Source organism: Serratia sp. HNCC26DJ206 (genome assembly GCF_057180605.1).
On sequence record NZ_JBXUGP010000002.1, the window covers coordinates 43,672 to 58,389 of the forward strand.

Annotated in this window: 12 protein-coding genes; 10 read left to right on the plus strand and 2 right to left on the minus strand. The window is 55.7% G+C overall.

The window, feature by feature from the left end; all coding sequences use genetic code 11:
* Positions 1–19 precede the first annotated feature (19 nt).
* From AC2A1E_RS01615 to AC2A1E_RS01640, 6 genes are all read left to right on the plus strand, one after another.
* Complete coding sequence (locus AC2A1E_RS01615) at positions 20–1,048, plus strand: ABC transporter ATP-binding protein (RefSeq protein ID WP_484382268.1); 1,029 nt, start codon at positions 20–22, stop codon at positions 1,046–1,048.
* A gap of 7 nt (positions 1,049–1,055) precedes the next feature.
* Positions 1,056–1,994: an ABC transporter permease gene (locus AC2A1E_RS01620; RefSeq protein ID WP_484382428.1), complete on the plus strand. Its 939-nt coding sequence runs from the start codon at positions 1,056–1,058 to the stop codon at positions 1,992–1,994.
* On the plus strand, positions 1,984–2,790 hold the full coding sequence (locus AC2A1E_RS01625; protein WP_459401689.1) for an ABC transporter permease: 807 nt from the start codon (positions 1,984–1,986) through the stop codon (positions 2,788–2,790). The genes AC2A1E_RS01620 and AC2A1E_RS01625 overlap by 11 nt, the downstream gene beginning before the upstream one ends.
* Before the next feature lie 38 nt (positions 2,791–2,828).
* Positions 2,829–4,253 (plus strand): aminobutyraldehyde dehydrogenase, encoded by a 1,425-nt coding sequence (gene patD, locus AC2A1E_RS01630; protein ID WP_484382269.1) that lies wholly within the window; start codon positions 2,829–2,831, stop codon positions 4,251–4,253.
* A gap of 190 nt (positions 4,254–4,443) precedes the next feature.
* Complete coding sequence (locus AC2A1E_RS01635; RefSeq protein WP_484382270.1) at positions 4,444–6,351, plus strand: NAD(P)-binding protein; 1,908 nt, start codon at positions 4,444–4,446, stop codon at positions 6,349–6,351.
* Positions 6,348–7,532, plus strand: coding sequence for a c-type cytochrome (locus tag AC2A1E_RS01640; protein ID WP_484382271.1), 1,185 nt, complete (start codon positions 6,348–6,350; stop codon positions 7,530–7,532). Before AC2A1E_RS01635 ends, AC2A1E_RS01640 begins: the two co-directional genes overlap by 4 nt.
* 40 nt (positions 7,533–7,572) lie before the next feature.
* Here the strand turns inward: AC2A1E_RS01640 and hmpA are convergent, their stop codons facing one another.
* Positions 7,573–8,763, minus strand: coding sequence for an NO-inducible flavohemoprotein (hmpA, locus tag AC2A1E_RS01645; RefSeq protein WP_484382272.1), 1,191 nt, complete (start codon positions 8,761–8,763; stop codon positions 7,573–7,575).
* A gap of 305 nt (positions 8,764–9,068) precedes the next feature.
* Here hmpA and glyA point away from each other — a divergent pair, with 305 nt between their 5' ends.
* Together glyA and AC2A1E_RS01655 are read left to right on the plus strand one after the other, a co-directional pair.
* Positions 9,069–10,322, plus strand: coding sequence for a serine hydroxymethyltransferase (gene glyA / locus AC2A1E_RS01650; RefSeq protein ID WP_484382273.1), 1,254 nt, complete (start codon positions 9,069–9,071; stop codon positions 10,320–10,322).
* 160 nt (positions 10,323–10,482) lie between these two features.
* Positions 10,483–11,628: a 3-phenylpropionate MFS transporter gene (locus AC2A1E_RS01655; RefSeq protein WP_484382274.1), complete on the plus strand. Its 1,146-nt coding sequence runs from the start codon at positions 10,483–10,485 to the stop codon at positions 11,626–11,628.
* Here the strand turns inward: AC2A1E_RS01655 and csiE are convergent.
* A complete protein-coding gene (gene csiE, locus AC2A1E_RS01660; protein WP_484382275.1) occupies positions 11,625–12,878 on the minus strand; it encodes a stationary phase inducible protein CsiE in 1,254 nt (417 codons plus the stop codon). The genes AC2A1E_RS01655 and csiE overlap by 4 nt on opposite strands.
* A gap of 178 nt (positions 12,879–13,056) precedes the next feature.
* Here csiE and AC2A1E_RS01665 point away from each other — a divergent pair, with 178 nt between their 5' ends.
* Both AC2A1E_RS01665 and AC2A1E_RS01670 read left to right on the plus strand, forming a co-directional pair.
* On the plus strand, positions 13,057–13,692 hold the full coding sequence (locus AC2A1E_RS01665) for a DUF1007 family protein (RefSeq protein WP_484382276.1): 636 nt from the start codon (positions 13,057–13,059) through the stop codon (positions 13,690–13,692).
* Positions 13,683–14,699, plus strand: a complete 1,017-nt coding sequence (locus AC2A1E_RS01670; protein WP_484382277.1) for a nickel/cobalt transporter — start codon at positions 13,683–13,685, stop codon at positions 14,697–14,699. Before AC2A1E_RS01665 ends, AC2A1E_RS01670 begins: the two co-directional genes overlap by 10 nt.
* Positions 14,700–14,718: the final 19 nt, after the last annotated feature.

Sequence of the window (14,718 nt, forward strand, 5' to 3'; positions counted from 1 at the left end):
TCAACGTGGAGCGTGCATCATGACCATTGCCGTACAGTTTATCGACGTTTCGCGCATTTTCGGCGATGTTCGTGCCGTTGACCGGGTTTCTGTCGACATTCAGGATGGAGAGTTTTTCTCCATGCTTGGGCCTTCCGGTTCGGGTAAAACCACCTGCCTGCGGCTGATCGCCGGTTTTGAGCAACTCAGTTCTGGCTCGATTCGCATTCACGGGCAAGAGGCCGCCAACCTGCCGCCGTACCAGCGCGATGTGAATACCGTATTTCAGGATTACGCGCTGTTCCCGCATATGTCGGTGCTGGAAAACGTGGCCTATGGGCTGATGGTGAAAGGCGTAGCCAAGCGTGAGCGGCTGGCGCGGGCACAGCAGGCGCTGGAAAGCGTCGCGCTGGGGTTTGCCGCCGAACGCAAGCCAGCGCATCTTTCCGGCGGCCAACGCCAGCGTGTGGCACTGGCGCGAGCGCTGGTCAATCGCCCGCGCGTGTTGCTGCTGGATGAACCCTTAGGGGCGTTGGATCTGAAACTGCGCGAGCAGATGCAGGGCGAACTGAAAAAGCTGCAACGCCAACTGGGCATCACCTTTATTTTTGTCACTCACGATCAAAGCGAAGCGCTGTCGATGTCTGATCGCGTTGCGGTATTCAACAACGGCCGTATTGAACAGGTGGACTCACCGCGTGAGTTGTATATGCGGCCAAGAACGCCGTTTGTCGCCGAATTTGTCGGCACCTCCAACGTGGTGCGCAGCGAACTGGCGCAACGTCTGCTGGGGCAGAGCGCTACCTTCTCGATTCGCCCGGAACATATTCGCTTGCTGGATCACAGCACGGCTGCGCAGGGGGAAATTCAGGTTCAGGGCACATTGCAGGATATCCATTATCAGGGCGCGGCTACCCGTTATGAAGTCGCCCTGAACAGCGGTGAGAAATTGCTGGTCAGCCAGGCCAACCCACAGTGGCAGGCGGCTGAACAGCAGCGCCTGATCGGCCAGCCGGTGACCGCCTGCTGGGCGCGTGAGGCGATGGTGCCGCTGCTGGAGGAGAGGTGAGATGGAGATGAGTATCGAGAATCCAGTTTCACAGGGTGGCAAAATCCGCGCGCTCTCCACCTACCTGTACCGCAAGCCGACGCTGTATCTGCTGTTGTTGCTGGTGCCGCCATTATTGTGGTTTGGCGCGGTGTATCTGGGATCACTGCTGACGCTGCTATGGCAAGGGTTTTACACCTTCGACGATTTCACCATGACGGTGACGCCGGATCTGACCTTCGCCAACCTGCGTGCGCTGTTCAACCCGGCCAATTACGACATCATCGTGCGCACGCTCACCATGGCGGTGCTGGTGTCGCTGGCCAGTGCGGTGCTGGCGTTCCCGATTGCCTATTACATGGCGCGTTACACCAGCGGCAAAGTGAAGGCGTTCTTTTATATCGCCGTAATGATGCCAATGTGGGCCAGCTATATCGTCAAGGCCTATGCCTGGACGCTGTTGCTGGCTAAAGACGGCGTGGCGCAGTGGTTCCTGCAACATATGGGGTTGGAGCCGTTGTTGGTGGGGATCCTGAGCATTCCCGGCGTGGGGGGGAATACGTTGTCCACCTCCGGCCTGGCGCGGTTCCTGGTGTTTGTCTATATCTGGCTGCCGTTCATGATCCTGCCGATCCAGGCTGCCTTGGAGCGTTTGCCTCCTTCGCTGTTACATGCCTCTGCGGATCTGGGCGCGCGCCCGGCGCAGACGTTCCGCTATGTGATCCTGCCGCTGGCGGTGCCGGGGATTGCTGCCGGTTCGATCTTCACCTTCTCGCTGACGCTGGGGGATTTTATCGTGCCGCAGCTGGTGGGCCCGCCGGGTTATTTCATCGGCAGTATGGTGTACGCCCAGCAAGGGGCCATCGGCAATATGCCGATGGCGGCAGCTTTTACCCTGGTGCCGATCGTGCTGATTGCGATTTATCTTTCGATTGTTAAACGCTTGGGGGCTTTCGATGCACTCTGAACGCGCGCCGTTAGGGCTGAAATTGGCTGCCTGGGGCGGCCTGATCTTCCTGCACTTCCCGCTGGCGATTATCGCCATCTACGCCTTCAACACCGAGGAAGCGGCATTCAGCTTCCCGCCGCAGGGTTTGACGCTGCGCTGGTTCAGCGTGGCCGCCGGGCGGCAGGATATTATCGATGCGGTGCTGCTTTCGGTGCAGATCGCCTGCCTGGCGACGGCCATTGCGCTGGTGCTGGGCACCTTGGCCGCTGCGGCGCTGTACCGTCGAGATTTCTTCGGTAAAGAAAGTATTTCTCTGCTGCTGCTGTTACCGATCGCCTTGCCGGGGATCGTCACCGGTATTGCGCTGCTGGCGGCCTTCAAGGCGCTGAATATTGAACCGGGGATCATGACCATTGTGATCGGCCATGCCACCTTCTGCGTGGTGATCGTGTTCAACAACGTGATCGCCCGCTTCCGCCGAACCTCGCACAGTCTGATCGAAGCCTCGATGGACCTGGGGGCCGACGGTTGGCAGACCTTCCGTTACGTGATTTTGCCTAACCTGGGCTCGGCACTGTTAGCGGGCGGCATGCTGGCGTTTGCTCTGTCATTCGACGAAATCATCGTCACGACTTTTACCGCCGGGCATGAGCGCACGCTACCGCTGTGGTTGCTGAACCAGCTTGGTCGGCCGCGTGATGTGCCGATCACTAACGTAGTGGCGCTGTCGGTGATGGTGCTGACCATGATCCCGATTCTGGGGGCGTACTACCTGACTAAAGGTGGGGAAAGCGTCGCAGGTAGCGGCAAGTAGTTTGAACCCTTATGTCCATTTTTTTAAAGGAAAACCTTATGCAAAGCCAACTGCTGATTAACGGCCAACTGGTTGCAGGCCAAGGTGAGAAGCTGCCGGTAATTAACCCGGCGACGGGAGAAGTCATCGTGCTGGTAGCAGAAGCCAGCACACAACAGGTGGATCAGGCGGTATTGGTGGCAGATGCTGCGTTTACTGAATGGGGGCAAACCACGCCGAAAGAGCGGGCCGAACATTTGCTGAAACTGGCCGATGTGATTGACGAGCACGCAGAAACTTTTGCCAAATTAGAGTCCCTCAACTGTGGCAAACCTTATCACTGCGTGTTGAATGACGAACTGCCTGCGGTGGCCGATGTGTTCCGCTTTTTTGCCGGTGCCAGCCGTTGCCTGAGCGGATTGGCCGCCGGTGAATATCTGGCCGGGCATACCTCGATGATCCGCCGCGATCCGTTGGGCGTGGTGGCTTCGATCGCCCCTTGGAACTACCCGCTGATGATGGCGGCCTGGAAGCTGGCTCCGGCACTGGCTGCGGGAAATTGCGTGGTGATTAAGCCTTCTGAACAAACCCCTTTGACTACCTTCAAACTAGCGGAGCTGGCGGCAGGTATTTTCCCGCCGGGCGTGCTGAACGTGCTGTTTGGCCGTGGGGCTAGCGTCGGTGATGTGCTGACGGGCCACGATAAGGTACGCATGGTATCGCTTACCGGCTCTATCGCGACCGGGGAACATATTATTGCCCACACCGCGCCGGGCATTAAACGCACGCATATGGAACTGGGCGGCAAAGCACCGGTGTTGGTGTTTGATGATGCCGATCTGGAGCAAGTGGTGGAGGGTATTCGCACCTTTGGTTTTTACAATGCCGGGCAGGATTGCACCGCCGCCTGCCGTATCTATGCGCAAAAAGGGATTTATCCACGCCTGGTGCAAGCCTTGGGGGCGGCGGTAGCCAGCCTGAAAATTGGGCCACCGGAAGATAGCAGCACCGAATTGGGGCCGTTGATTACGGCACAGCATCTGGAACGGGTGGTTGGCTTTGTTGAGCGGGCTAAAGCCTTGCCGCATGTGCAGGTGGTGACCGGCGGTGAGAAGGTGAATGGCCCAGGGTTCTATTTCCAGCCAACGCTGCTGGCCGGGGCACGTCAGGAAGATGAAATCGTACAGCGCGAAGTGTTTGGCCCGGTGGTGACGGTGACGCCGTTTGATGACGAAGCGCAGGTGTTGGCCTGGGCGAATGCGTCAAACTATGGTCTGGCTTCTTCGCTGTGGACGCGTGACGTTGGCCGCGCGCACCGCCTGAGTGCACGCCTACAGTACGGCTGCACCTGGGTGAACACGCACTTTATGCTGGTCAGCGAAATGCCGCACGGTGGTCAGAAGTTGTCTGGCTATGGCAAAGACATGTCGATGTATGGGCTGGAGGATTATACCGCTATCCGTCATGTGATGTTTAAGCATTGATATACCCGTCATACTTCAAATTGCAGGTGCGTTGGCTTTCCTCACTCACCCCAGTCACTTACTTATGTAAGCTCCTGGGGATTCGCTGCGTTGCCTCCTTCCTGCAACTCGAATTATTTAGGGTATAAATTGAATTTTCTCTGCAAAATAACGCGGTTTTCAGGCTGATAAAAACTGAAGGATGTCATTAATGGCTATCACTCGTCGTGATTTTCTTAATGGAGTGGCGATTACCATCGCTGCCGGTTTAACGCCGATGCAAATTCTGCGTGCATCGCCGCAAACCGCCAACAAAACCCTCTATTACCCGCCAGCCTTAACCGGCTTGCGGGGTAATCATCCCGGCTCATTCGAGCGCGCTCACCAACTGGGGCGCGATGGTAAAGCGTTTGACTTTGGTTCGGTGCCGGTTGAGGAGGAGTACGATCTGGTAGTGGTTGGTGCCGGTATCAGCGGCCTGGCCGCCGCCTGCTTCTGGCAGCAGATGAAAGGTGGGCAACAGCGCATTTTGCTGATTGATAACCATGATGACTTTGGCGGGCACGCCAAGCGTAACGAATTCAGCAGCGAAAACGGCATGATCCTTGGTTACGGCGGCAGTGAATCGCTACAGTCGCCGCGCTCCAACTTCAGCCCGGTGGCGCTGGGGTTACTGCAAAAACTGGGTGTCAGTATCGATAATCTGGAAAAGTCATTCGATAAAACCTTCTATCCAGATCTGAACCTGAGCCGTGGTGTTTACTTCGATCGCAAAAACTTTGGCGTCGATAAAGTGGTGAGTGGCGATCCGGGCCGGGTGGTGGCAGATGATATTCCGCGCGATCGCCTCAACGGCCGTTCCTATGAAGCTTTTATCGGTGACTTCCCGCTGCCGGAAAGCGATCGACAGGCGTTGATTGCCTTACATACCATCGACAAGGATTACTTGCCGGGCATGAGCCAGGAAGAAAAGGTCGCTTGGTTGGATAAACACAGTTACAGCCAATTCCTGCGTGAGAAAGTGGGGCTGAGCGAAATGGCCATCCGCTATTTCCAACAGACTACCAATGATTTCCAGGCGGTTGGCATTGACGCCACCTCCTGTAGCGACGCGCGGATTTGTGATTTACCGGGCCTGAACGGCATGAACCTGCCGCCGCTGGATGAAGAGTCGCAGGCGGATCTCGACGATCCTTACGTTTTCCATTTCCCTGATGGCAATGCCTCGCTGGCGCGCCTGATGGTGCGCCACCTGATCCCGGCGGTTGCACCGGGCAACGACATGAACGATATCGTGATGGCGCAGTTTGATTACAGCCAGCTCGATCGCCCTGAATCGCCGGTGAAACTGCGGCTGAGCAGTACCGGCCTGCACGTGGCTAACGTAGGCGATAAGGTAGAAGTGTCTTACATCAGCGGGGTGAATATTTCTAAGGTGCGCGCCGGGCAGGTGGTGATGGCCGGTTATAATATGATGATCCCTTATCTGGTGCCGGAAATGCCCCAGGCGCAGCAGGCAGCGCTGAAGCAGAACGTGAAATCCCCCTTGGTCTACAGCAAGGTGGTGATCAGTAACTGGCAGCCGTTTATCAAGCTGGGCGTGCATGAGGTCTATTCGCCGACCGCGCCATACAGCCGCGTTAAGCTGGACTATCCGGTGAATATGGGCGGCTATCAGCATCCACGCGATCCGAATCAGCCGATTGGCCTGCATATGGTGTATGTTCCTACCTTGGCTGGCAGCGGCCTCAGCCCGCGTGAACAATCACGCAAAGGGCGAGCCTTATTGTTGGGAACACCTTTCGAGGTGCATGAACAGATGATCCGTGAACAATTGCAGGGCATGCTGGGTTCCGCTGGGTTCGATCATCAGCGCGATATTCAGGCGATCACCGTTAACCGCTGGTCACACGGCTATTCGTATTTCCTTAATGGGATGTTCGATGATGAAGATGAATCGAAAAAAATTATCGCCACGGCACGGCAACCGATTGGCAAGATCGTGATCGCCAATTCAGACTCCGACTGGAGCCCTTATGCCAACTCGGCCATCGATCAGGCTTGGCGCGCAGTGAATGAACTGGCCTACGGCAACGTTGCCGCTAAGGAGGGCGCATGAGCCTGCGTCCACTGTATCTGATATTGCTGTTGGCCGCAGGTTCGGCGCAGGCCATGTCTGCGGGTGAATATGTTGCCAAAGCGGGCGACTGTAGTGCCTGCCACACCATGCCAGGTGGCAAGACCTTGGCGGGAGGGATGAAGTTCCCAACCCCGTTGGGGGATATCTATGCCACCAATATCACGCCGGATGCGGTGCATGGTATCGGCGCTTATAGCTTTGCCGAGTTCGATCGCGCGATGCGCCAAGGCATTGCCAAAGATGGCCATCGTTTATATCCGGCGATGCCTTATACCTCTTACGCCAAAATGAGCGCTGAGGATATGCGTGCTCTGTATGACTATCTGATGCGGGAGGTTGCGGCACAGCCCGTGGCTAATCAGGAAAACGATATCAGTTGGCCGCTCTCCATGCGTTGGCCGTTGGCGGTATGGAACAGCCTATTCCATGAGGATCAAACCTATCAACCGGATAGCAAGCAAAGCGCCGAGTGGAACCGTGGTGCTTATCTGGTGCAAGGGCTTGCCCATTGCGGCAGTTGCCACACGCCACGCGGTTGGGCAATGCAGGAAAAAGGGTTAGACAGCAAAGCGCCGGAGTTCTTAAGCGGAGCAGAACTGGACGGCTGGTATGCGCCGAGCATCCGTGGGCTAAAGCAGGATGAGGTGGTCGATCTACTGAAAACCGGGCGCAGCCAGCATGCGGCGGTGGCTGGGCCGATGAGCGATGTGGTGGTTCACAGTACCCAGTATCTCAGCGATGCCGATCTGAACAGCATTGCGCAATATCTGCATAGTTTGACGGTGGCTAAACCGAAAACGGCTAAGGTACCGTTTGCCGCGATTAGCACCCTGGAAGCTGGCAGGCAGACTTACGCGAACTATTGCTCAACCTGCCATGGTGACGCGGGGCGAGGCAACGATTATGTGATTCCCGCCTTGGCAGGCAACTTGACGGTGACGGCAGAGAATCCGCTGACTGCGCTGCGAGTGGTACTGGAAGGTGCGCATACCCCAATCACCCAGCAGGGGACCACCGTGATTATGCCGGGCTATGGTTGGGCGCTGACCGATTCGGATGCAGCGGAGTTGATGAGTTACATCCGTGGCAGTTGGGGAAATCAGGCTGCGCCAGTCACGGCCGATCAGGTGAAAGCGGCACGTGCGTTGAAAGCGCAGTAAAACAGCAGGGTGCGGTTTATATCGCACCCTGACACTCTGCTTACAGCACCTTATGTGGGCCAAAGCATTCGTAGTGGATACGCTCGGCTGCCACACCCATCGCCAGCAACTGCTGGGCAATAAACTGCATAAACGGCACCGGGCCACAGAAGTAGTAATGCATCTGCGGATTTTCCAAGGTGGGGCGCAACGGACTGAGATCCATCAGGCCACGGCGGTGGTAATCACGCTCAGCCATATCATCTGCACCAGGTTCCCGGTACCAGACATGGCGGCTCAGGTTTGGCATGCGCCCGGCGATCTCGGCTACTTCACTGGCGAAGGCATGAACCGCGCCGTTCTCTGCCGCATGCAGCCAATGAATCTCACCCTGATGCTGATTTTTGTGCAGGCTATTGAGCATGCCCAACATCGGCGTTTGACCAACGCCTGCGGAAATCAGCGCTACCGGCGTGGTAGGCTCAACTTCCAGGAAGAACTCACCGTATGGCGGTGCGATATGAATGATGTCGCCTTCTTTGGCCTGCTGGTGCAGGAAGTTGGAAACCGCGCCCTGATCCTCACGCTTTACCGCGATACGGTAATATTCACCGTTCGGCGCAGCGGTCAGTGAATACTGGCGTATTTCCTGATTTTCTAGACTGCTGTCGTTGATATATACCGCCAGATACTGGCCCGGTTTGAAATCCGCTACTTTGCCGCCGTCTACCGGTGCCAATGTGAAGCTGCAAATCACTTCGCTTTCTGGCTGTTTTTTAACGATGCGGAATGCACGCAGATCGCGCCAGCCGCCGTCGCTGTTTTCACTTTCCTGGTAGATCTGGCCTTCGCGCTGGATAAAAACGTTCGCCAACACGCCATAGGCTTTGCCCCAGGCGTCCAGCACTTCCTGGCCTGGGCTGAGCATTTCGTCCAGCGTTGCCAGCAGATGGCTGCCGACAATCTGATACTGATCCGGCTGAATATTGAAGCTGGCATGTTTCTGCGCGATGCGCTCCACCGCTGGCAGCAACGCCGCCAGATTTTCCAGGTTGCTGGCGTAGGCGCAGATGGCATCAAACAAAGCCTGGCGCTGATCGCCATTCCGCTGATTGCTCATATTGAAAATATCTTTCAATTCAGGATGATGGGCGAACATACGATCGTAGAAGTGGGCGGTGAGTTTCGGGCCGGTTGCTACGAGTAGAGGGATAGTAGATTTTACGGTGGCGATGGTTTGGCTATCCAGCATGGAAGCGCTCCTTGGGGTGATTTTAATGATGCATTTTAAATGCATCTTATTGGCTTCAATTAAACTTGTAAATACCCGTGTCTGTCGGCGATTCACCAAACATGAAAAAACCGCACAATCATTATGAGTAAAAGTCCGTTGCCAATAAAGGGGTATTGAGTGGCTCAAAGCCTTGCGCTGCCTAAAGCCAATCGTTTGCGTAAAAACCTCTGTCAAGACCTATCCTCGGCAGGGGGAAACAGTTTACACTGTTGCTCAGAACCCAAACGGGTAGTTATTTGGTGATTTAAGTCAGGAGATGCCGGATGTTAAAGTGTGAAATGAACATTGCTGATTATGATGCTGAACTGTGGGCAGCCATGGAGCAGGAAGTGGTGCGTCAGGAAGAGCATATTGAGCTGATTGCGTCTGAGAACTACACCAGCCCGCGCGTGATGCAGGCTCAGGGGTCTCAACTGACCAACAAATACGCAGAAGGCTATCCGAGCAAGCGTTATTACGGCGGTTGCGAATACGTGGATATCGTTGAGCAACTGGCGATCGATCGTGCCAAAGCGCTGTTCGGCGCAGATTACGCCAACGTTCAGCCGCACTCCGGTTCGCAGGCCAACTTTGCGGTTTACACCGCGCTGCTGCAACCGGGCGACACCATTCTGGGGATGAACCTGGCACACGGTGGCCACCTGACCCACGGTTCACCGGTCAACCTGTCCGGCAAACTGTATAACGTGGTGCCTTACGGTATCGACGAAAAAGGTCAGATCGACTATGACGATCTGGCAAAGCAGGCGCAGACTCACAAGCCAAAAATGATCATCGGCGGCTTCTCCGCGTTTTCCGGCATTGTTGACTGGGCAAAAATGCGTGAAATCGCCGACAGCATCGGTGCCTACCTGTTCGTGGATATGGCGCACGTGGCTGGCCTGATCGCGGCCGATGTCTACCCTAACCCGGTTCCTCACGCGCACGTCGTGACCACCACGACCCATAAAACCCTGGCGGGCCCGCGTGGCGGCCTGATCCTGGCGAAGGGTGGTGATGAAGAATTCTACAAGAAGCTGAACTCTGCGGTGTTCCCTGGCGGCCAGGGCGGCCCGCTGATGCACGTGATCGCCGGTAAAGCGGTAGCGCTAAAAGAAGCGATGGAGCCTGAGTTCAAGGTGTACCAGCAGAAAGTGGCGAGCAACGCTAAAGCGATGGTAGAAGTGTTCCTGGCGCGTGGCTACAAAGTGGTTTCCGGTGGTACGCATAACCACCTGTTCCTGCTGGATCTGGTGGACAAAAACCTGACCGGTAAAGAAGCCGATGCCGCGCTGGGCCGTGCCAATATCACCGTTAACAAGAACAGTGTACCAAACGATCCTAAGAGCCCGTTTGTGACTTCCGGTATCCGTATCGGTACGCCAGCGGTAACCCGCCGTGGCTTCCAGGAAGCCGATGTGCGTGAGCTGGCTGGCTGGATTTGTGACGTGCTGGACAATATCAACGACGAAGCCACCATCGAACGCACCAAGAAAAAAGTGCTCGATATCTGTGCGCGTCTGCCGGTTTACGCGTAATTACGCTGAGCTGCATACCAAAAAACCCGCTGCGGCGGGTTTTTTTACGCTTATTGCCAGCAAACTGTGAACTGCTTTGCACTCTAACCCTTTGGGCGTGAATGAAGATTGCTACAGAGTGTGAGCTCTGTCAAAGTATCGCCCTCACCCCGGAGGGAACATGGTTCTGCAATCAACGCGTTGGCTCGCTCTCAGCTATTTCACCTACTTTTTTGCTTATGGCATTTTTCTTCCGTTCTGGAGTGTTTGGCTAAACGGCGAAGGCATCCCACCGGAAACTATCGGTATCTTGCTGGGGGCCGGGCTGGTGGCGCGTTTCCTGGGTAGCTTGCTGATTGCACCGCGCGTCAAGGATCCTTCCCATCTCGTTACCGCATTGCGCCTTTTAGCCCTGCTGACGCTGGCATTTGCCATCGGCTTCTGTTTTGGTAACGGCTGGGCCTGGCTGATGCTGGTGATTGCCGGCTTCAACCTGTTCTTCTCACCGCTAGTACCCTTGACCGATGCGCTGGCTGCTACTTGGCAGCGGCAGATAACGATGGATTATGGCCGGGTACGCTTATGGGGATCGCTGGCTTTTGTGATCGGTTCGGCGTTAACCGGCAAGCTGGTTTCCGTCTGGGGCCATAATGCGATTTTGTACAGCTTGCTGCTCAGCGTACTGGCGATGCTGCTGGGGATGTTGCTGAAACCCAGCGTAATGCCACAGGGAGAAGCGCGTGCCCAGAGTGAAATCACCCGTTCCTGGCGTGAGTTGCTCAGCGAAGGGCCGGTATGGCGTTTTCTGCTGTGCGTCACTTTACTGCAAGGGGCACATGCCGCTTACTACGGCTTTGCTTCCATCTATTGGCAAGAGGCGGGATACTCTGCTGCCACCATTGGCTACCTGTGGTCGCTGGGTGTGGTGGCCGAGGTGATTATCTTTGCCAGCAGCAATTTCCTGTTCCGGCGCTGGAACGCGCGTAACCTGCTGCTGCTTTCGGCAGTGTGCGGCCTGCTGCGTTGGAGCATGATGGCGTCTACCACGGAAATTACGGGTTTGCTGTTGATGCAGGTGCTGCACTGCGGCACTTTCACCGTTTGCCATCTGGCGGCGATGCGCTTTATCGCTGCACGTCAGGGGGTGGAAGTGATCCGTTTACAGGCGGTTTATTCTGGATTGGCGATGGGGGGCGGTATTGCGATCATGACCGTATTGGCCGGTTTCCTGTTTGAGCACTTGCAGGGCGGGGTATTCTGGGTAATGGCCGCAGTGGTACTGCCCGCGTTATTTATCCGTCCACCGGCGGCAGCTAGCAATCGTTAAGGTTTTTCCAGCAGCGCACGGAGCACCTTGCGCTGCTGGCGTGCTAACGGCAGTTCGATATTAATCAGCGATGGATCTTCCGTTGCATAAGGGCTGATCACCAGAGTGACCCCTGGCGGCGCACCAGAGTGCCGATAATCCGCCAGCGGCAGGTATTTGATGTTGAGCGGCAACAGCGTCAGTTCACGGAGTTGGTATTCCACTTCCTCTTCCAACTGCGGGTTATCCAGCGTCAGCAACAGCAGCTGTTTTTCCTGCAATGCATTATCCTGCATCAGCCAAGCACCAAAGCTGATGGCGACCAGTCCGGCTTCTTCGCGTGAAAACCGAATACCGTATTCCTGTTCAAACGGTGTTAATGCTCCCTGCGTGGTACGCATCAAGCGCGGATATTTACGCACCACCTCTTCCAACAGCAGATTGTCGATGCCGATAGCAAAGCGGCAGCGTTCCACGGCCGGAGCCAGATGGGCGAACAGCTGGCTGATGAGCTCTTCCCTGCTGCTGAAGTTCATACCGGAGAGTTGTTGAAACCGTTCCACCATGCGCTCAATGGCGGCCATCAAGCGCCGATCCTCCGCCGAATCGCTGCTTTTATAGCTGTGGTTTTTCATCATGACCAGCATCAGCACCAGAAAATCGCGTTCGCAAGTCTCTGTAGGCAGGTTGAACAACCGGCTCAGCGCTTGATGCAGTTCATGAGCGGCAGGTTGCTCCGGCTTGCACTGTAGCCACTCATGTTGGGTTCGGTCGAAATCGGGGTGATGCTGGTGTTGGCTATCCCAGGCGCAATAGCAGAGATAGTGCTGCAAGAGTTGCCTATCGCGTTGGTCGAAACAGCGGTTAAGCCATTGCTCACACTGGTTGATGCACAATTCCAGCGCCGGTATTTGCTGGTGATTGAGTGAGATGGCCTGTTGAAGCTGCGGGCCAAAATGCTGTTCGACAAATTCCTGGCTGCAACGCAAGGCGCGCCGCAGCCAGTGCAGCAGGCAAAGGCGCTGGTTGAGCGTACTCCCTAGAATCTGGTAGCCATCATCGGGATTACCGCCGATTGCCAGATGGTGGAAACGCTGGATTTCACTGGCAACCTCGGCTATATCTTGCCGGGCAGTGGGGAGGTCGACGCCATTGATTCGGCTGATAGTCTCCAGTTGTACCGCAGGCACCGGCGTGTACAGCATCAGTAGCAGATTGCAGCGCCGTTGTTGACCGGAGAGCTCAGGCACAGAAGAAGTGTCTAGGCTCATATCACCTTCTGGAAGGTTATGTTTAAATTCTGCTTAAGCATAGCAAAAGGCATTGTGGCGGCACGGTTGTTGCCTCCGGTTTTCGTTCGGCTTATAACTTTCGTCACAGTTCTTCTGTGCTTTACGGTTGGTTGAAGCGTGGTTTATGTTACTTTATAACAATAATGAGTATGATCTGATGATGAATCTACGTGGCTTGTTGGCCGGCTTGTTAAGCTTGTTCTGCGTGGGGGCTGTGGCCCATCCACACAGTTTTATCGATATGAACACCACCTTTGTGGCGAAAGATCAGAAATTGATCGGTTTGAAAATGGTTTGGGTTATGGATGAAATGACCTCGGCAGATCTGCTGTATGACGCGGAAAATGCCAAAAGTGACTCGGAAATCTGGAAGAAACTGGCGGCAGAAGTGATGGCCAATGTGCTGGGGCAACACTATTTCACCGATATTTATCGCGATGGTAAGCCGGTGAAGTATCTGAATCTGCCAACTGAATATCATCTTTCTCGCCAGGGTCATAAAGCGGTGCTGGAATTTGTGATGCCCCTGGCTGAACCGCAGGCGCTGGCCGGTAAGCCGTTTGAGATTTCTACTTACGATCCCACCTATTTTGTCGATATGGCCTATCAGGATAAAAAAGCGCTGCATCTGCCGCCAGAAATAGCGCAGCGATGCAAGTTCAGCCTGGTTACGCCGAAGCCGGATTCATCATTGCAGGCTTATGCATTGTCTCTCGATAAGAATGATTCACCCGGTGAGGACATAGCGCTGGGGCAACAGTTTGCACAACGGGTGACGTTGCAATGTCAGTAAACTTCATTCCGCCCGCTAAACGCCATTGGCTATTCAGCCTGTGGCCGCTGTGGGTGCTGTTTATCGTCTTGGCGGCGGGAGCGCAACTGGCGTGGCAGTACTGGCCCCAACTGTTGACGCAAAGCGTGGTATGGCAAAAAGAGCTGCATCAGCAAATGGCCGCATTATTGCAACAGGTTAAAGCCGCGCCGCAGCAGACTGGGCTGGCCTTGATGCTGTTCAGCCTGAGCTACGGTGTGCTGCATGCGCTTGGGCCTGGCCACGGCAAAGTGGTGATCGCCACTTATCTGGCCACCCATCCGGCGCGGCTGAAAAGCAGTTTGCAACTGACGTTTGCCGCTTCGCTGCTGCAAGGGCTGGTAGCGATTGGGCTGGTTACGCTGGTATTGGTGGTGTTGCAGCTCTCTTCCCGTCAGTTGCATCAAAGCAGTTTTTGGCTGGAGAAGGGCAGTTTTGTTCTGGTGATGTTGCTTGGCGCATTGCTGAGCTGGCGGGCGCTGAAACGTTTATATCAGGCAGTGAAAGCCATGCGGCCAACGCCGACGATGCGTATTAGCCGTTTGCAACCGCTGCCAGCGGATCATGTTCACAGTGCCCACTGCGGTTGCGGACATCGGCATTTGCCCAGCGATGCCGAATTGCAAGCAGGCAGTGATTGGCGTACCCGAACGGCGATCGTGTTGGCAATGGGTATGCGCCCATGTTCCGGTGCGATTCTGGTGTTGCTGTTTGCCAAAGTGATTGGCGTGTTTACCTGGGGCGTGATTTCGGCGCTGGCGATGGCACTGGGTACTTCGTTAACTATTTCTGCACTGGCGCTGTTTGTACATTACAGCCGCAAACTGGCGGTACGTATTAGCGGTCAACGTGCGCCAGCCGCCTGGAGCGCGCTGGCCTGGGGATCGCTGGCATTGGCCGGGGGGCTGATCCTGTTGTTTGCTGGGGTATTGCTCTACGCGAGTGCGCAGCCGGAATTTGGCGGTGGTATTCGTCCTTTCGCCCGCTAGTGGGCATAAAAAACGCTGC

Excerpts from the sequence above, each read along its gene's own strand:
- AC2A1E_RS01615 (WP_484382268.1), top strand. The coding sequence starts at position 20 with ATGACCATTGCCGTACAGTTTATCGACGTTTCGCGCATTTTCGGCGAT.
- AC2A1E_RS01620 (WP_484382428.1), top strand. The coding sequence starts at position 1,056 with ATGAGTATCGAGAATCCAGTTTCACAGGGTGGCAAAATCCGCGCGCTC.
- AC2A1E_RS01625 (WP_459401689.1), top strand. The coding sequence starts at position 1,984 with ATGCACTCTGAACGCGCGCCGTTAGGGCTGAAATTGGCTGCCTGGGGC.
- patD (WP_484382269.1), top strand. The coding sequence starts at position 2,829 with ATGCAAAGCCAACTGCTGATTAACGGCCAACTGGTTGCAGGCCAAGGT.
- AC2A1E_RS01635 (WP_484382270.1), top strand. The coding sequence starts at position 4,444 with ATGGCTATCACTCGTCGTGATTTTCTTAATGGAGTGGCGATTACCATC.
- AC2A1E_RS01640 (WP_484382271.1), top strand. The coding sequence starts at position 6,348 with ATGAGCCTGCGTCCACTGTATCTGATATTGCTGTTGGCCGCAGGTTCG.
- hmpA (WP_484382272.1), bottom strand. The coding sequence starts at position 8,763 with ATGCTGGATAGCCAAACCATCGCCACCGTAAAATCTACTATCCCTCTA.
- glyA (WP_484382273.1), top strand. The coding sequence starts at position 9,069 with ATGTTAAAGTGTGAAATGAACATTGCTGATTATGATGCTGAACTGTGG.
- AC2A1E_RS01655 (WP_484382274.1), top strand. The coding sequence starts at position 10,483 with ATGGTTCTGCAATCAACGCGTTGGCTCGCTCTCAGCTATTTCACCTAC.
- csiE (WP_484382275.1), bottom strand. The coding sequence starts at position 12,878 with ATGAGCCTAGACACTTCTTCTGTGCCTGAGCTCTCCGGTCAACAACGG.
- AC2A1E_RS01665 (WP_484382276.1), top strand. The coding sequence starts at position 13,057 with ATGATGAATCTACGTGGCTTGTTGGCCGGCTTGTTAAGCTTGTTCTGC.
- AC2A1E_RS01670 (WP_484382277.1), top strand. The coding sequence starts at position 13,683 with ATGTCAGTAAACTTCATTCCGCCCGCTAAACGCCATTGGCTATTCAGC.